16 protein-coding genes are annotated in these 17,188 nt (G+C 64.8%); 8 read left to right on the forward strand and 8 right to left on the reverse strand.

The window, feature by feature from the left end; genetic code table 11:
* Window positions 1–141: 141 nt before the first annotated feature.
* Entirely contained in the window at window positions 142–2,319 is a 2,178-nt protein-coding gene (locus FGK64_RS16215) for a M10 family metallopeptidase C-terminal domain-containing protein (RefSeq protein ID WP_138864864.1), read from the reverse strand.
* Between the two features lie 253 nt (window positions 2,320–2,572).
* Between FGK64_RS16215 and ccoG the strand changes: the two genes are divergently transcribed.
* From ccoG to ccoS, 4 genes are read left to right on the forward strand one after another with little or no spacing between them, the layout of a single operon-like run.
* Entirely contained in the window at window positions 2,573–4,126 is a 1,554-nt protein-coding gene (gene ccoG / locus FGK64_RS16220) for a cytochrome c oxidase accessory protein CcoG (RefSeq protein WP_138864865.1), read from the forward strand.
* A 3-nt stretch (window positions 4,127–4,129) separates the two neighbouring features.
* On the forward strand, window positions 4,130–4,588 hold the full coding sequence (locus tag FGK64_RS16225) for a FixH family protein (RefSeq protein WP_138864866.1): 459 nt from the start codon (window positions 4,130–4,132) through the stop codon (window positions 4,586–4,588).
* 21 nt (window positions 4,589–4,609) lie between these two features.
* Entirely contained in the window at window positions 4,610–6,811 is a 2,202-nt protein-coding gene (locus FGK64_RS16230; protein WP_138864867.1) for a heavy metal translocating P-type ATPase, read from the forward strand.
* Window positions 6,808–6,966 carry a cbb3-type cytochrome oxidase assembly protein CcoS gene (ccoS, locus tag FGK64_RS16235; RefSeq protein ID WP_138864868.1) on the forward strand — a complete coding sequence of 53 codons (159 nt, stop codon included), beginning with the start codon at window positions 6,808–6,810 and terminating at the stop codon, window positions 6,964–6,966. The genes FGK64_RS16230 and ccoS overlap by 4 nt, the downstream gene beginning before the upstream one ends.
* A gap of 150 nt (window positions 6,967–7,116) precedes the next feature.
* Here the strand turns inward: ccoS and FGK64_RS16240 are convergent, their stop codons facing one another.
* A complete protein-coding gene (locus tag FGK64_RS16240) occupies window positions 7,117–8,667 on the reverse strand; it encodes a D-alanyl-D-alanine carboxypeptidase family protein (protein WP_138864869.1) in 1,551 nt (516 codons plus the stop codon).
* A 188-nt stretch (window positions 8,668–8,855) separates the two neighbouring features.
* Window positions 8,856–9,572 carry an HAD family hydrolase gene (locus FGK64_RS16245; protein WP_138864870.1) on the reverse strand — a complete coding sequence of 239 codons (717 nt, stop codon included), beginning with the start codon at window positions 9,570–9,572 and terminating at the stop codon, window positions 8,856–8,858.
* Between the two features lie 113 nt (window positions 9,573–9,685).
* On the opposite strand from FGK64_RS16245, the gene clpS reads away from it, so the two are divergent.
* The 4 genes from clpS to hemF are packed head-to-tail and all read left to right on the forward strand — an operon-like array spanning window position 9,686 to window position 12,723.
* Window positions 9,686–10,009, forward strand: a complete 324-nt coding sequence (clpS, locus tag FGK64_RS16250; protein ID WP_425456645.1) for an ATP-dependent Clp protease adapter ClpS — start codon at window positions 9,686–9,688, stop codon at window positions 10,007–10,009.
* A gap of 7 nt (window positions 10,010–10,016) precedes the next feature.
* On the forward strand, window positions 10,017–11,009 hold the full coding sequence (locus tag FGK64_RS16255; protein WP_138864871.1) for a class I SAM-dependent methyltransferase: 993 nt from the start codon (window positions 10,017–10,019) through the stop codon (window positions 11,007–11,009).
* 21 nt (window positions 11,010–11,030) lie between these two features.
* Window positions 11,031–11,831, forward strand: coding sequence for an SDR family NAD(P)-dependent oxidoreductase (locus FGK64_RS16260; RefSeq protein WP_138864872.1), 801 nt, complete (start codon window positions 11,031–11,033; stop codon window positions 11,829–11,831).
* A gap of 1 nt (window position 11,832) precedes the next feature.
* Window positions 11,833–12,723 carry an oxygen-dependent coproporphyrinogen oxidase gene (gene hemF, locus FGK64_RS16265; protein WP_138864873.1) on the forward strand — a complete coding sequence of 297 codons (891 nt, stop codon included), beginning with the start codon at window positions 11,833–11,835 and terminating at the stop codon, window positions 12,721–12,723.
* Between the two features lie 147 nt (window positions 12,724–12,870).
* Here the strand turns inward: hemF and FGK64_RS16270 are convergent, their stop codons facing one another.
* The 5 genes from FGK64_RS16270 to FGK64_RS16290 all read right to left on the reverse strand — a co-directional run bounded on the left by FGK64_RS16270 (window position 12,871) and on the right by FGK64_RS16290 (window position 17,091).
* Complete coding sequence (locus tag FGK64_RS16270; RefSeq protein ID WP_138864874.1) at window positions 12,871–13,608, reverse strand: intradiol ring-cleavage dioxygenase; 738 nt, start codon at window positions 13,606–13,608, stop codon at window positions 12,871–12,873.
* 78 nt (window positions 13,609–13,686) lie between these two features.
* Window positions 13,687–14,292 carry a glycerol-3-phosphate 1-O-acyltransferase PlsY gene (gene plsY, locus FGK64_RS16275; RefSeq protein ID WP_138864875.1) on the reverse strand — a complete coding sequence of 202 codons (606 nt, stop codon included), beginning with the start codon at window positions 14,290–14,292 and terminating at the stop codon, window positions 13,687–13,689.
* A 3-nt stretch (window positions 14,293–14,295) separates the two neighbouring features.
* Complete coding sequence (gene pyrC / locus FGK64_RS16280; RefSeq protein ID WP_138864876.1) at window positions 14,296–15,579, reverse strand: dihydroorotase; 1,284 nt, start codon at window positions 15,577–15,579, stop codon at window positions 14,296–14,298.
* A 28-nt stretch (window positions 15,580–15,607) separates the two neighbouring features.
* Window positions 15,608–16,153 (reverse strand): hypothetical protein, encoded by a 546-nt coding sequence (locus tag FGK64_RS16285; protein ID WP_138864877.1) that lies wholly within the window; start codon window positions 16,151–16,153, stop codon window positions 15,608–15,610.
* On the reverse strand, window positions 16,150–17,091 hold the full coding sequence (locus tag FGK64_RS16290) for an aspartate carbamoyltransferase catalytic subunit (protein WP_138864878.1): 942 nt from the start codon (window positions 17,089–17,091) through the stop codon (window positions 16,150–16,152). The genes FGK64_RS16285 and FGK64_RS16290 overlap by 4 nt, the downstream gene beginning before the upstream one ends.
* Window positions 17,092–17,188: the final 97 nt, after the last annotated feature.

The following is a 17,188-nucleotide window of genomic DNA, read 5'->3' on the forward strand; positions in this document are numbered from 1 at the left end:
CCCTTATTGCCGCCGCCCGGCGGCGTGTGGCAGAGCCCCCGTCTTCCCTTATTGCCGCCGCCCGGCGGCGTGTGGCAGAGTCCCCGTCTTCCCTTATTGCCGCCTCCCGCCGGCGGGCGGCAGAGCCCCCGTGCAAGTGGCTCAGTAGAACCCGAGCGAGGAGGCCAGCCCCCAAAGGTCGGTATAGTCTTCCATCGTCAGCGTATTGCCGTTTCCAAAGTCGAACACGGTATCGCTTCCAATGACCGATCCGTAGGACAGCGCATCGGATTTTGAAATCGTGGTGCCGCCCCACAGGCTTTCGTCGAACCGAAGGCGATCCCCGGCAAAGTCGGTGATCCGGTCGGCGCCGCCGTCAAAATAGAACACGTCATTGCCGCCGCCGCCGGTCATCGTGTCGTTGCCCACTTCGCCGAAGAGATGATCGTTGCCGCCCTGGCCGTGCAGAATATCGTTCCCACTGCCGCCTTGGATCGTGTCGTGGCCGGCGTTGCCGAACAGCTTGTCGTTGTCGTCCCCGCCCAGGATCAGGTCCGAACCGCCGCCGCCGTTGATGCGGTCGCGCCCCTGGCTGCCGTCGATCGTGTCGTCGCCGCCTTCGCCCCACAGTTTGTCATTGCCACCGCGCCCGTCGACCGTATCGTCGCCATCAGAGCCCCAGAACCAGTTGAGCTTGCCATTGCCGCGAAAGGTGTCGGCCTGCGACGTGCCAACCACGTTTTCGATCGAAATCAGCGTATCGCCCGCCGCGCCGCCCGCGTTCTGTGCCGAATCCAGCAGATCGACCGTGATGCCGACGCCGGAGTACTGGTAATCGGCCGTGTCGTCGCCTTCGCCGCCATCCAGCGTGTCGGCGCCCAGGTCTCCGATCAGGATGTCATTGCCGCCCAGACCGCGCAGCGTATCGTTGCCGCCGTTGCCGCGCAGCAGGTTATCGACGGCGTTGCCGTCCACCGTGTCGTTGCCGGACCCGGCGTGATATTCCTCGATCACCGTCCCGCGCGCGATCACCATGTTCTTCGTCTCGCCCATCACGGTCGACACGCCCTCGGCTGCCAGGTTCACCGTCTGGTGCGTGGTGTCGCCCGAAAAATTCACGATGTCATAGCCGCCGATATCGGTCAGCGTGATCGAAAACCCGGTGTCGTTCCAGACACCGTTGCTTGGGATCACGCCGTTCACTGCATCGAACATCTGGCCCAGCCAACTGTTGCCCAGCGTGTGCCCGACGCCATAGGTTGTGTTGCCATCGGTCAAAGACCCGGCCTCTGCCGCGCCATACAGGTTCTGGATCGCGACAACGTCGGCGGCCATCGCGGTGACGGTTTCGGCATAGCTTGCGCCGGTAAGCCATGTGTTTTCGGTCTGGCTGAAATAGGACATCACCGACAGCTGCCAGCTGTCGTTCAGGAATTCATTGTCGGTGCCATAGGTCGCGCCGCCGTTGTAATTGCCCATGTGGCCAAGGCCCAGCCCATGGCCGATTTCGTGCAGGTATGTCTGGAAGCCATAGCTGCTGATTTCGGTGCCATAGCTATTCAGCCAGTTGGTCGAGATATTGATGTCGACATAATTCGTGGTACCACCGCTGCGCGAGTAGCTGGCCGAGGCGCCGGAATTGTTGTCGTCGAACGTCATCTGGGCGCTGCCCGAGGTTTCGACGAAATTCAGATCGGCCACCGCTTCCCAGGCTTCCAGCGCCCAGCGGGCCAGCTGCTGACCATCCGCCGTCAGCCCGGTCAGGTTCACGGTGATCTGGTTGCTGGAGGCGGTGTTGAATTTATGCGCGCCTTGGCCTGTCGCATTCCAGTAGCCGTCGGTCAGGTAGTCGGCCATCGTATCCAGCGAGGCCTCGGTCACGCCCGCAGGCTCAGGATCTGCGTTCTGAGACGCAACGGTAATCTCATAGGTGCCGGTTTCCGTCGAATACCCGCGCCCCATGACATAATAGGTGCCGGTATAGCCCGCCGTAAACGTCAGGTGCGATTCCGTGCCGTTACCGCCGTCGTCGTTGCCATCCAGGTACGTGCCGGAGCTGTCGTAGATCGCCATTACCGGGTCGCCAAGGGTGCCACGCCCGCTGGGGGAGCCGAAGAGGTCGATGTCATAGGTTTCGCCGGCCGTCAGCGTGATAGCGACCCAATCGCGGTCGCCGCCACTTTCCACGGTGCCGGAAAACGTGTCGCCCACCATCATGGAATAGATGGTCGAGGTGTCCATCGCCGCGTCGGTGGTTTCCGTCACCACGGTTCCGGCGCCATCCACGCCATAGTCGCAATCGTCCTGATAGGGGCGGAACGTCTGGCAGATGGTGCACATGGAAACGGGACCTTGAATAACGTTTTCGGCGCGACTATTGCGGCGGAATGTGGCGAATCCTCGTCGGGGATCGTGTCAAATACGGGCAATACCATAGCAAGCGACGCGGTTCAGGTCATCGGCGGATCGTGCCCGCAGGCTGGCGTATGGCAAAAACCTGCGCGGCGGGGTCAGCTTTTTGATGCAGGTCAAGGTGGCGGGCCCGGGTGGGGGCGATAAGGGCGCATCGAAGCAAAGCCCGAAGTGTGCCCAAGTGACCGACGCAAGCCAGCAACCGCCCAGCCTATATGCCGCCCGCGAACCGATTTTCCCCAAGCGGGTCAACGGGATGTTCCGCAATCTGAAGTGGGTCATCATGGCGGTGACTCTGGGCATTTATTACATCACGCCGTGGCTGCGGTGGGACAGGGGGCCGAACCTGCCCGATCAGGCGGTGCTGGTCGATATGGCGCACCGGCGGTTCTATTTCTTCTGGATCGAGATCTGGCCGCACGAATTCTATTTCGTGGCCGGGTTGCTGATCATGGCCGGGCTGGGGCTGTTCCTGTTTACTTCGGCCTTGGGGCGGGTCTGGTGTGGTTATGCCTGCCCGCAGACTGTCTGGACCGATCTGTTCATCCTTGTCGAACGCTGGATCGAGGGCGACCGCAACGCGCGCCTGCGCCTGCACCGGCAGAAAAAGCTGGATCTGCGCAAGGCGCGGCTGCGGGTGACGAAATGGATCGTCTGGCTGCTGATTGCCCTGGCGACAGGCGGGGCCTGGGTCTTCTATTTCGCCGATGCGCCCACGCTGCTGCGCGATCTGGTCACCGGCGCGGCACATCCGATCGCCTATACTACGATGGCGATCCTGACAGCGACGACCTTCTTCTTCGGCGGGTTCGCGCGCGAACAAATCTGCATCTATGCCTGCCCCTGGCCGCGCATTCAGGCCGCGATGATGGACGAGGACACGCTGACCGTGGCCTATCGCGACTGGCGGGGCGAGCCGCGTGGCAAGGGCAACGTGAAGAAACGCAACCGGGCCGAGGCCGAGGCGGCCGAGGCCTCCTCGCGCGTGGCTGGCGTTGAAAACGGACCGGGCGGCGCGGTTTATGGGCCGACCCCCTATCCGCACGCGGGCCGCAGCGCACCTGTTCAGGATGGCCCCGGCGACTGCATCGACTGCATGGCCTGCGTCAACGTCTGCCCGATGGGGATCGACATCCGCAACGGCCAACAGATGGAGTGCATCACCTGCGCGCTTTGCATCGACGCCTGCGACGACATCATGGCCAAGGTCGGCAAGCCGCGCGGGCTGATCGATTACATGGCGCTGTCGGACGAACCGTTGGAACGCGCGGGCAAGCCGCCGCGCAACGTCTGGCGCCACATCCTGCGCCCACGCACGCTGATGTATGCGGGGCTCTGGACGATGATCGGCGTCGCGCTGGTGTTCGCGCTGTTTGTCCGCCCCGAGATCGAGCTGACAGTCGCCCCGGTGCGCAACCCCACCTTCGTCACCCTGTCGGACGGATCGGTGCGCAACACCTACGACGTGCGCCTGCGCAACAAGCACGGGGAAGAGCGTCAGTTCCGCCTGTCGGTCAAGGGCGACCCGGCCTTCCGGTTGCAGATCGAAGGCACGCCCTATGCCTCGGTTCCGGTGCCACCGGATTCTTCGATGCTGCAACGGGTCTATGTGGTTGTGCCCAAAGGCGCCGACCCCGCCGCAGCCGAAGCCACCGACCTGCGCATCTGGGTCGAGGATTTGGGCAGTGGCGAACGCGCCTATCGCGATACAACCTTCAACGGCCGGGGGAACTGAGCCATGGCACAAAGGGAATTCACCGGGCGTCACGCGGCCATCCTGTTCTGCAGCGCCTTCGGGGTGATCATCGCGGTGAACATCACGCTGGCCGTCAACGCCGTGGCGACCTTTCCGGGGCTAGAGGCGAAAAACACCTATGTCGCCAGCCAGGAATTCGACACCCGCCGCACTGCGCAGCAGGCGCTGGGCTGGACCGTAACCGCAAATGCCAGGGGGCCGCATCTGGCTCTGTCGATCCGCGATAGTGCGGGCCATCCCGTTCAGGTCAAGACACTGGACGCCACGGTGGGCCGTGCCACCCATGTGCGCGACGATGTGGCGCCCGACTTTCGGTTCGACGGGCAGGACTACTTGGCCGATCTGCCACTGGGCGCGGGCAACTGGAATGTCCGTCTGAAGGCCACCGCACTGAATGGCACCGAATTCCAGCAGCGCGTCGTGCTGCATATCCTGAAGTAGCTTCCGCGAAAGTCTGCCCCGATGACTGCCCAAGCCCTGCCCCTGCGTGCCGCTGCCTGCCCCGGGTGTCTTGCCGTACCGGACCCGGAGACATCGGCGCAGGCGGGAGGTGTAGTCGCGCCGCGTATCACGCTGTCGTTGCCGGGAATCCATTGTCAGGGCTGTATCTCGGGCGTTGAATCTGCGCTGGCGGCGCAGCCCGGCGTACACTCGGCGCGGGTTAACCTGACGTTGAAGCGCGCGCTGATCGAGGCGGAGCCGGGCACCGAAGCCGAACCGCTGATCGCCGCGCTGGCCGCCGCCGGATACGAGGCGCGCGAGTTGGATAGCGACCTGATCGTCGCCTCTGGTCCCGACGCGGCGGGGCGCGCGCTGATGGTGCGGCTGGCGGTGTCGGGCTTTGCCGCGATGAACGTGATGCTGCTGTCGGTCGCCGTCTGGTCGGGCGCCGAGGCCGCGACCCGCGACATGTTCCACTGGATTTCAGCCGCGATCACTCTGCCTGCCATCGCCTATGCCGCACAGCCCTTCTTTGCCAGCGCGTGGGTTGCGTTGCGGGCCGGGCGGCTGAACATGGATGTGCCGATCGTGCTGGCGATCCTGCTGTCGCTTGTCACCTCTGTCGGGGAAACCGCGATGTCGGGGCCGCATGCCTATTTCGATGCGGCGCTGACGTTGACGTTTTTCCTGCTGGCGGGCCGGTACCTGGATCACCGCGCCCGTGCCGCTGCGCGGTCTGCCGCCCGCGACCTGACCGCGCTGGAGGTGCCCCGCGCCCTGCGCCGTGAGGAGGACGGAACCGAGACCCGTGTGGCTCTGGCCGATCTGGCTGTGGGTGACGTGATCCGCGTGCTTCCCGGTGCCCGCGTGCCTGTGGACGGGGTCGTCATCGAAGGCGCTTCAGAAATTGATCGGGCCCTCCTGACCGGAGAGACAACGCCCATGCCCGCCAAGGCGGGGCAGCAGCTCTGCGCGGGGGAACTGAACCTGACCGGGGCTCTGCTGCTGCGGGCAACGGCAGTTGGTGCCGATACGTCGCTGCGCCAGATGACCGAGCTTGTGGCTATGGCCGAATCCGGCCGCGCCAATTACGCGCCGCTGGCGGATGCGGCGGCGCGGCTCTATGCGCCGGGGGTGCATATCCTGTCGGCGCTCGCCTTCGCGGGCTGGTATCTGTACAGCGGCGATCTGCGCATCGCGCTGAATATCGCGGCGGCGGTGCTGATCATCACCTGTCCCTGCGCGCTGGGCCTTGCGGTGCCTGCGGTGACCACGGCGGCGGCTGGGCGGCTATTTCGCAAAGGTCTGCTGGTGAAAAGTGCAACTGCGCTGGAACGGCTGGCGCAGGTCGATACGGTGGTGTTTGACAAGACCGGCACGCTGACCGACGGCACGCCGTTGCCCGAAGCGCTCGACTCACACGAACCGGAAACGCTTGCCGTGGCTGCGGCTTTGGCCGGTGCGTCGACCCATCCGCTGGCGCGCGCCCTTGCCGCGGCGATTGCCGCACGCGGGATTGCCCCGGCGCTGGTCAGCGACATCCGTGAACATCCGGGGTACGGGATTGAAGGGACGTGGCAAGGCAAACCTGTGCGGTTGGGCCGGGCCGAATGGGCTGGGGCAGGGCATAGTGGTGCCGACACGGCGACCTGGCTGGCGACACCGGCAGGCGTGACGGCGTTCCGCTTTCAGGATACGTTGCGCGAGGGCGCGGCGGAACTGGTGCGTGTACTGGTCGACGACGGCAAGACGGTGGTGCTTCTGTCGGGAGACCGTTCCGAGGCAGTTCAGCAAGTCGCCGAGCAGCTGGGAATCGACACCTGGCGGGCAGAGGTCTCTCCCAGCGAGAAGGCCGGTGCAATCGAGAGCCTGGCCCAGGCAGGGAAGCGCGTGTTGATGGTGGGTGACGGATTGAACGACACCGTGGCACTTGCCGCCGCGCATGTATCGATTTCGCCTGCCAGCGCGGCGGATGCGGCCCGCAGCGCTTCCGACATCGTGCTGCTTGGATCAAGCCTTGCACCGATTGCCGAGGCGTGCCGGATTTCGCGCAAGGCGACTGCACGCATCCGCGAGAATTTCCAACTGGCGACACTTTACAATGTGGTCGCTGTGCCGCTGGCCATTGCAGGCCTGGCCACACCTTTGGTGGCAGCCCTTGCCATGTCGACCTCATCGCTTACAGTCTCGGTCAACGCCCTCCGTCTGGGACCGCGCAGATGAGTGTTCTGACGTACCTGATACCGATTTCGCTGACGCTTGGGGCCGTGGGGTTGCTGGGCTTTCTCTATACCGTCAGAGCGAACCAATACGACGATCCCGAGGGTGACAGCCGCCGCCCGCTATCGCCGGATTGGGACGATCAGCCCAAACCCTGAGGCAAAAAAAATGGGGGCTTTGCCCCCTCTTGCCCGACGGGCAATTCACCCCCAGGATATTTTGCCCCAAAGAATTGTGCGGCCTCTTGCGTCTTTGGGGTAAAATATCCCGGGGGAGTCCGCATTGGCGGACGGGGGCAGCGCCCCCTCTCAGCCCGGCCCGATCATGAAACAGGAGATGTTGCGCGCTTGGAGACGGCGGCAGGCCAGATCGGCGGTTTCCCGTGTCATGCCGTGGAAATTGGCATCGAAACCGCGCGGCGACTGGACGACTTTCCGTAGGGTGCCGTCAAGCGTTGTCATTTCTGACAGCGCCATGCGTAGCAACATCTTTTCAGCTTCATATCGGCTGCCATAACGGCCAATGTTGATGCCCCATTGGCGCCCGCCCGAGGTAGAAAGGCGGGTGACGATTTCCTGCCCAGCCTCTTCTGCAGGCCGGTCTGCAGCGGCGTCGGCCTTGGCAAGCACCACGTCCTGCGGCGGTTCAGCAGGCTTCGATGCTGTCGCGCGGGGACGCGCTTCGGGTCGGGGAGCGATGGCCGGTGCCTCTGTTGTGCCTTTGATCACCGCCTCTTGCGGCACCGCAGCCATCACTTCGGTTGCATTGCCCGCGTCTGTCGGGCGGATGCCTGCCATGGCGGCGGCAATATCGGCCTGCAGGCGCGATGAATCTTCGCGTGCGGTTTCCACGATGCTTTCGGCGACGACGATGGGCGAGGCCTCGCGGATGCGGGGGCGCAGGCTTTTCTGTACGGCCCCAACAAGGCGGATCGTCTTGCCTGCCGTGCCCGTTGTGGTGCTTGTCGTCGCGACGTAATCGGGAGCATCCGGTTTGCGGACCGGAGCGCGTGACGGTGCCCGGCGGAACCCGAGATCAAGCAACTCGGCCACGCGGGCGTTGCGCGATTGTGTCGATTGCCCCCCGAAGACCGTGGCGATGATGCGTTCATCGCCACGCTGCGCCGACGCCACAAGGTTGAAGCCCGCGGCGCGGGTATAGCCTGTCTTGATCCCGTCGGCGCCGCGATAGGCGTCCAACAGGCGACGGTTGGTGTTCGATACGGTCCTAACCGTGGTTTCCGCGGTACGCCGCGAGAACAGGTTGTAATACTGCGGATAGTCATACAGAACATGCCGCCCGAGGATGGTCATGTCGTGGGCCGTCGACAGATGGCCCTCGGCGGTCAGCCCATGCGCGTTCTTGAATGTCGTGCGGGTCATCCCGAGCGCTTTGGCCGTGCGGTTCATACGGCGGGCAAAGGCCGCTTCGCTGCCGGCGATCGCTTCGCCGATGGCGGTGGCGGCATCGTTGGCCGACTTGATCGCCGCGGCGCGGATCAGGTAACGCAGCGCGATGGTCTGGCCCGATTTCAGCCCGAGCTTGCTGGGCGGCTCTGCGGCGGCATTGCGCGATATCTTCACCTTGGTGTCCAGCGTGATCTCGCCGTTCTTGATCGCCTCGAAGGCGATATACAGCGTCATCATCTTGGTCAGCGAGGCCGGGTGCAGCCGCGTGTTGGCATTGTCGGAATGCAGCACCTCGCCGGTCCGCGCGTCGACGACATAATCCGCATAGGGTGCCGCCACGACGCTGAGGGGCAGCAGCACCAGCAGCCAGATTGCGAGAAGAATATATACAGCCCTTTGGGCCGGGCGAAGTTGCCGAACCTGCACGATAATAGCCTCTGTCTGCCTCATGCCGCCGGTTTTCCGGCTGGCGTTGTTGCTCACAAAGCTATCACAATCTTTGGATGAAAGGAACCGTGCAAACCTGCGCAGACGCTGGAAAATGCATGAATCTTGCCTACCACATCTAGGGGTGCCGAAACGCTGTGCAACGAGACCGGCAAATGTGGCGGCAATGTGGCGTGACACGTCGCGCGGCGCTAGTCGCCGTCGACTCGTGCGAGACCCTCCAGCAAGGCGGGCAGGGCGCCCAGATCCGGGATTTCGCGAAACCTGGGTGCCTGCGATGGTGCATCGGCGTGTTCCAGTGCCCAGGCCAGATCATGGGGTACATGCACCGCCCACCCGCCCGCTTCGATCATCGGAACAATATCCGATTTCATCGAATTGCCGATCATGATTCCGCGCTCAGGGCCGTCGGCATGGCGGGCAAAAATATCGTCATACTGCGCGGGCGTTTTGTCAGATACGATTTCGACGGCGGCAAACAGATCACCCAGACCCGATTGCGCCAGCTTGCGTTCCTGATCCAGCAGATCGCCCTTGGTGATCAGGATCACGGGCATCCGGTCGGCGGCGTGTTCGACAGCCTCGCGCGCATACGGCAGCAGTTCGATGGGGTGGGCCAGCATTTCTCGCCCTAGCTCGAGGATCTGTCCGATGGTGGCGGCGGGCACGCGCGACTCGGTCACTTCGATCGCGGTTTCGATCATCGACAGGGTGAACCCCTTGATTCCGAAGCCGTAGCGCCCAATATTGCGTTTTTCGGCGGCCAGAAGCCGGGCGCCAAGGTGATCGGGATCGGCGTGGTCGGCCAGCAGGCTGGCGAATTGGTCCTGACTGAGGCGAAAGAACCGCTCGTTGTGCCACAGGGTATCGTCGGCATCGAAACCGATTGCACTTGGGATATCAGCCATGCCACACCTCGCCCCGCGCCCTTTTCGAATCCGCCGTTAGGAATATATAAACAAAAGAGATGGATCCTGTCACCGACGTGGATTGCCCGAATGCCATGCTGAAACCGCCCTACATGATGTCGAAACCTTCGGATGGCGACGATGACACCTCTGTCATCGTCGACGTAAAGCCGAAAACCAAGCGGCCACCGCTGTATAAGGTGTTGCTGCTGAACGACGACTATACCCCGATGGAATTCGTGGTGCACGTGCTGGAACGGTTCTTTGGGCTGAACCACGCGCAGGCGTTCGAAATCATGTTGACGGTGCACAAGAAGGGCGTGGCCGTGGTTGGTGTGTTCAGCCATGAAATCGCCGAAACCAAGGTGGGCCAGGTCATGGATTTCGCGCGCCGCCATCAGCACCCGTTGCAGTGCACGATGGAAAAGGAAGACTAGGCCGGCCATGTCGCCGCGTCTCTCCCTTGCCCTGTCCGAGGGCGGTTTGACCCTGCCGGAAGAGGGGATGATTGCCGTTCTGCACCCGGGGGCCGAATTCGATCTCTCCTCGCTCCCGTCGGACCGTGTTTGCGTGATCCAGCCGCACGCCGCGCTGAACGCTCAGTTCGCCGGTGCGGGGTACGCTTGCCAAACTGACATCGCCGACACGGATCGGTTTGCCGCATGCATTCTGTCTTTGCCCCGCGCCAAGGCGCAGGCGCGTGCACTGATTGCGCAGGCCGCAGCCCACACTGATGGCCTCGTGGTGATTGATGGCGCAAAAACCGATGGCGTCGACAGCATTCTGCGCGATCTCCGCAAACGCACAACTGTGGGCCCGGCCCTGTCCAAGGCACATGGCAAGTTGTTGTGGTTCGATCCTGCCGGAGCGGATGTTTCCGATTGGGCCGCAGTTCCGGGGCAGGCCGGTAATTTCGTGACCGCACCTGGCGTGTTTTCTGCCGATGGAATCGATCCGGCCTCGGCGCTTCTGGCCGCTGCATTGCCGCGCCCGCTGGGCCGGCATGTCGTCGATCTGGGGGCAGGGTGGGGCTATCTCTCGGCCATGGCCCTGCGCGATCCGGCCATCACGACGCTTGATCTGGTCGAGGTCGATCACCACGCGCTGGCCTGCGCCCGCGCCAACGTGACCGACCCGCGCGCGCGCTTTCACTGGGCCGACGCCACGCAATGGGCATGCGAGGGGCGCGCCGACACCGTCATCATGAATCCGCCGTTTCACACCGGCCGCGCCGCCGATCCCGAGCTTGGCCGCGCCTTCATCCGCGCCGCCGCGCGGCTGTTGGCGCCTTCGGGGCACCTCTGGATGGTTGCTAACCGCCATCTTGCCTACGAAACCACTCTGCGCGAAAGTTTCACGCAGGTGACCGAGGCTGGCGGAGATACCCGGTTCAAGATCGTTCATGCGCAGCGGCCCCAGCGCCCGCGCCCGGCCTAACCCCGCAACAGGAGACGCCGTTTGACCTTTTCCATCGCCGGCAAGACAGCCATCGTGACAGGGGCCGCCAATGGTATCGGCCTGTCGATCGGGCGCCATTTCGCTGAAAAAGGCGCCAACGTCATGTTCGTCGATGTCGATGAACGCAAGCTGGCCGAGGAACTGGGCGATCAGGCGGATGACAGCAACATCCGCTTCTTCGCTGGCGACCTGCGCGAAAAGCTGACCATCGCGAACCTGCTGTCGGCCACGCTCGACGCTTTCGATCAGGTCGATATTCTGGTGAACGGCGCGCGCCAGATTGTCCCGACCGACCCGCTTGATCCCGAAGACAACAGCATCGTGGAATCGCTGAACCACAACCTGCTGCCAGGATTGCGTCTCAGCCAGTCGGTCGCGCGGCGCATGATCAAGCAGGCCGAAGGCAGCGAAGGCGGCAACATGGGCGCGATCATCAACATCTCCTCCATTGCCTCGATCCGCGTGCATCCCGATCTCATGGCCTATTCGCTGGCCGCCGCCGCGATCGACCAGATGACACGCTCGCTGGCGGTCTCGCTGGCGCCGCATCGGATCCGCGTGAACTCGCTGGCCTTCGGCTCGGTGATGAGCAATTCGCTGAAGACTTCGCTCAAGGATAACAAGGCCTACCGCGAAAGCATCGAAACCCGCACCCCGCTGGGCCGCATTGCCCCTCCGGGAGAGTTGAATGATGCCGCACAATTCCTCGCCAGCGAGGCATCGGGCTTCATGACAGGGCAGGTGGTCACCGTCGATGGCGGGCGCAGCCTGCTTGATCCGGTCAGCGTGCCCGCCCACTGACATGAGCGATATGGAAACGGAAAAAGCCCGCGCCGCCGCCTGGTTCCGCGATCTGCGCGACCAAATCGTTGCCGGCTTCGAGGGGCTGGAAGACAGCCACGGCACCGGCCCCCTGTCCGATGCCGAACCTGGCCGATTCGAGGTTACGCCAACGCGCCGCGCAGCCCCCGATGGCGGCGATGCCGGGGGCGGGTTGATGAGCGTGATGCGCGGTGGCCGGGTGTTCGAAAAGGTCGGCGTCAATGTCTCGACCGTCTTCGGCACGCTGGGCGAGCGCGCGCAGGCCGCGATGGCGGCGCGCAAGGGTCTGCCCGGCATGGCAGAAGATCCGCGCTTCTGGGCCAGCGGTATCAGCCTTGTGGCGCATATGCAGAACCCGCACGCCCCGGCTGTTCACATGAACACCCGCATGTTCTGGACTCCGCACGCCTGGTGGTTCGGCGGCGGGTCCGATCTGAACCCCTGCATCGAATACCCCGAGGACACCGCCCATTTCCACGCCGCGCAGGAAACCGCGCTTGCCCCCCACGGGGCCGACCTGTACCCACGGCTCAAGGCTTGGGCGGATGACTATTTCTTCATTCCCCACCGTGGCCGGGCCCGCGGCGTCGGCGGCATCTTCCTGGACGATCACAACAGCGGCGACTGGGCCGCCGACTTCGCCCTGATCCAGGACATCGGCCGCGCCTTTCTGCCGGCCTTCGTGCCGCTGGTCGAAACGCGCCGCACGCAGGACTGGTCCGAAGCCGACAAGCATACCCAGCTGGTGCACCGCGGCCTTTATGCCGAATATAACCTCGTCTACGACCGTGGCACCAAGTTCGGGCTGGAAACCGGACATGATGCCAACGCCGTGCTGATGAGTCTGCCACCCATGGCCAAATGGGTCTAAGCGGCGCCACCGCTTTCAACTCCCGTATTCTTTGGGGCAAAAATATCCCGGGGGAGCCCCGCAAGGGGCGGGGGCAGAGCCCCCGTCATTCGCCATCCATGCGGTGACCCTCTGCGCCCGCGTGGAGGGAAGACGGCCGACGGCACCTTAATCCGAAACCGCGTCCGGTGCGACGCCGACAACCAGCGCCGCATCGTAAAACCCGGTCTGCTCGCGGATCGCGGCAAAGGCTCCGTCACCGGCCCGCTGCGCGATCCGGTCGCTGGCGTTCATCGTGTCGCGCGTGCCGGCGCGGTCGCTATACGGCGCAACCGACTGAAACAGATAGGCACTCAGCGCGTCCGGAAAGAAGATCTGACCGGTCAGAACTAACTGTCCGTCCAGAAACACCTTGTAGTGGATATGTGTGGTGCGGCCCCTGTACCAGCCGGGATAGATCGTATCGAACCGCACCAACCCGCCCGCGTCGCTGATCTGCGTGCCGCGCAGAAATGTCTGCCCCGAGGTGTCCAGCGTACCATCGCTGCCTTGTCGGGCGTAGCCCGAATAGTTGCCCGCCGCGTCGCAATGCCAGATATCCACGCGCGCGTCTTTCAACGGCGTACAATCGGCATCCACCACCTGAATGCGCATCCGCAGCGGAACGCCAGGCAGGCCCTCGGTGATATCGCGCCTCACCCTCCCGGGATCAGTGTAGAACGGGCCTTCGGTCACCTCGGGCATGACCATGCAGACATTGGGCGCAATCAGCCCAGCCTCGGCTGCCTGCGCACGCACGGCGCCGGAAAATACGCCATGTCCGGTCAGAACGAAAGGTGACGCGGCTAGACCCGCGAGAAAGGCGCGCCGGTCGGTGTGGGGCGGGTGGTCGGATGTGTTCTGCATGAAGGCCTCGGGGTTGTTATTGTTCCCCCTTCAACGCAGCGCCCCCCGGTTTCCGGCGCAGCCCCCGTGCTGGTCCGGCTATTTCTTGCCGATCTTCGGCTCGGTTCCCGCGCGAAGGCGCGCGATGTTGGCCCGGTGGCGCCAGAACACCAACAGAGTCAGAACGGCGCCCAGCACCAGCATATCGCCATACCCCAGCAGCACCGCCCAGACGGTCGACAGCGCCGCCGCCACCAGCGCCGAGGCCGAGGAAATGCGCCCCACCGCCGCCGCCACGGCCCAGGTCGCGCAGCAGGCCAGACCAACGGGCCAGGCCAGCGCCAGCCAGACGCCCAGGAAGGTCGCCACGCCCTTGCCGCCGCGAAAGCCCAGCCAGACCGGATAGCAATGGCCCAGGAACGCGGCCAGCGCGGCCATTTGTGCCGCATCCCCGCCCCCCAGACGCCGCGCGATCAGCACGGCCACCACGCCCTTGAGCGCGTCCAGGATCAGCGTCAGCGCCGCCGCGCCCTTGTTTCCGGTGCGCAGGACGTTCGTCGCGCCGATGTTGCCCGACCCGATCTTGCGCAGATCGCCCAGCCCCATCAGCCGCGCCAGCACAATGCCCGACGGGATCGACCCCAGCAGGTAACCGATCGCCGCGCAGAGCGCCAAAATCCCCATCGGGCTGTCCATCATCGGCATCGCCTAGCCTTTCGTGTAAACGGGCGCGCCGCCCACATAGGTGGCCAGAACCCGGCCCTGCATTCGCGCCCCGTCAAAGGGCGTGTTGCGCGATTTCGACATCAGCTTGAAGCGGTCCATCACGAAGGGCGTATCGGGATCGAACAGCACCAGATCCGCAGGCGCCCCCGCGCCCAGCCGCCCCGAGGTCAGCCCCAACCGCTTCGCCGGGTTCAGCGCCAGCGCCCGGAACAGCGTCACCAGATCCAGTTGGCCCGAGTGATACAGCCGCAGCGCCGCCGGCAGCAGCGTTTCCAAGGCAACGGCCCCGCTGGCGGCTTCCTCGAAGGGGCGGCGCTTGCTTTCTTCGTCCTGCGGCGTGTGCATTGAACAGATCACATCGATCAGCCCGGTGCGCACCGCTTCGACCACGGCTTGGCGGTCGTCCTCGGCGCGCAGGGGCGGCTTGACCTTGAAGAAGGTGCGATAGTCGGCCACGTCCAACTCGTTCAGAGTCAGGTGGTGGATGCTGACCCCGGCGGTGATGTCCAGCCCGTTCGCCTTGGCGCGTTCCAGCGCGGGCAGGGCGCGGGCGGTGGTGATCTGGTCGGCGTGATAGGCCGCGCCCGTCATTTCCAGCAGCGCGATGTCGCGGTCCAGCCCCATGCGCTCGGCCATGGCCGACACCGCCGGCAGCCCGCGCAACGAGGCGAATTTGCCCGAGGTCACCGCCGCGCCGTCGGACAGGCCCGGCTCTTGCGGATGGCCGATCACCAGCGCCCCGCAGGACCGCGCATAGGTCAGCGCCCGCGACAGCACCTTGGTGTCGCGCACCACATGGTCGCAATCGGTGAAGGCAACGGCCCCGGCATCCATCAGGAACCCGATTTCCGTCATCTCGCGCCCCTCGCGGCCCTTGGTCAGGGCAGCCATGGGGCGCACGTTCACCGGCCCGGCCTCGTTCGCGCGGCGCAGCACGAACTCCAGCGTCTCGGGCGTGTCGATGGTGGGCGTTGTATCGGGCCGCGTCACGATGGTGGTGACGCCACCTGCCGCCGCCGCCAACCCGGCCGAGCGATAGCTTTCCTTGTGCCGCTCGCCCGGTTCGCAGACCTTCACGCCGATGTCGACGATGCCGGGCGCCAGGCATTTGCCCGCACAATCGACCTGCGTTGCGCCCTTGGGCAGGGCAGGGGGCGCGCCGGTGCCGCTGTCGCGGATCACGCCGCCCTCGACCAGCAGCCAGCCGCGCGTTTCGGCCTCTGCCTCGGGGTCGATCAGCCGCGCGTCGGTGAAAAGAATGGTCATGGCCTGTCCTTGCCGAAAATGATGTGTCTCACCCGAACAGCGCCCAAAGGCCCAGCGCGATAAGGATCATGCAGATGGCGAACAGCCCGCCACCGATGCGTCGGGCACGCGCACGGGCCGCGCGGGGCGATTGCGGCGCGGGCCCCGATCCGGGCAGCGCGGCCTCGCTGGTCGGGGCGTCGCCGCTCCAATCGGTGCCGGAGCGGGTGTAGCTGGCAAAGGGCACCACGCCCGAGCCCGGTTTGAGGGTGACCGCCGCGCCGCCGAATGCGCGGCTCAGCACCACGATCACCGGCCCTTCGCGTTCGGCCAGATAGGTCCGGTCGGGCGCGATCTGTTCGGCCGGCACGCCGCAGCCGTCGATCAGGTATCCCGACAGGCCCAATTCGCCCAAGTCCTCGGGGCGGATGAAATCGACATGGCTCAGCGCGATGTCGCTCAGGCCCAGCTTGTCGGCCAGCGCGGCGGGTTCGTCGCGCAGGAACCGCACCTGTTCGCGCGGCATGTCCAGCGCGAACAGCCGAAGCACGCCGCGTTCGCCGGCGGGCACCGTCAGGGGCACGCGGCGGCTCATGCGGCGGCCCGGTTGCGCAGGTTGCGCGCCAGCAGGTCCATCGCCGCCATGCGCACCGCCACGCCCATTTCCACCTGGTCCTGGATCACGGATCGGTTGATGTCATCCGCCAGCGTGCCGTCGATTTCCACGCCCCGGTTCATCGGCCCCGGGTGCATCACGATGGCATCCTCGCGCGCGCAGGCCAGCTTTTCCGCGTCCAGCCCGTAGCGGTGGTAATATTCGCGCTCGGATGGGATGAACCCGCCGTCCATCCGTTCTTTTTGCAAGCGCAGCATCATCACCACGTCCACGCCCTCCAGCCCGGCGGCCATGTCCTGATAAACCTCGACCCCGAAATCCGCGATTCCGGCGGGCATCAGCGTGGGCGGGCCGATCAGGCGGATGCGGTTTTCCATCTTGCCCAGCAGCAGGATGTTCGACCGCGCCACCCGGCTGTGGGCAATGTCGCCGCAGATCGCGATGTTGAGCCGGTGCAGCCGCCCCTTGGCGCGCCGAATCGTCAGCGCATCCAGCAGCGCCTGTGTCGGGTGTTCGTGCCGCCCGTCGCCCGCGTTCAGCACGGCGCAGTTCACTTTTTGCGCCAGCAGGTCCACGGCGCCAGAATGAGGATGGCGCACCACCAGCAGATCAGGGTGCATCGCGTTCAGCGTCATCGCCGTGTCGATCAGGGTTTCGCCCTTCTTCACGCTCGATGTTTGCATCGACATGTTCATCACATCCGCACCCAGCCGCATCCCGGCCAGTTCGAAACTGGCCTGTGTACGGGTCGAGTTTTCGAAGAACATGTTGATCTGGGTAAGCCCGGCCAGCGCGGTGCCGTGCTTGTCGCTCTGGCGGTTCAGATCGGCGTAGGTGTCGGCCAGATCCAGGATCGCCGTGATGTCAGACGGGGCGAGGTGTTCGATCCCCAGAAGGTGGCGATGGGCAAATGTCATGTCGCGGGCTCCTGTCAGGATGGGGGCTTTATAGGAAGCGGCGCAATCGGGGGCAACACGCGGCGTGAACGCGCCAAGGCTTGAAGCGGGTTGCCGT

It is taken from the genome of Arenibacterium halophilum (assembly GCF_005938225.1).
Classification (GTDB): domain Bacteria; phylum Pseudomonadota; class Alphaproteobacteria; order Rhodobacterales; family Rhodobacteraceae; genus Arenibacterium; species Arenibacterium halophilum.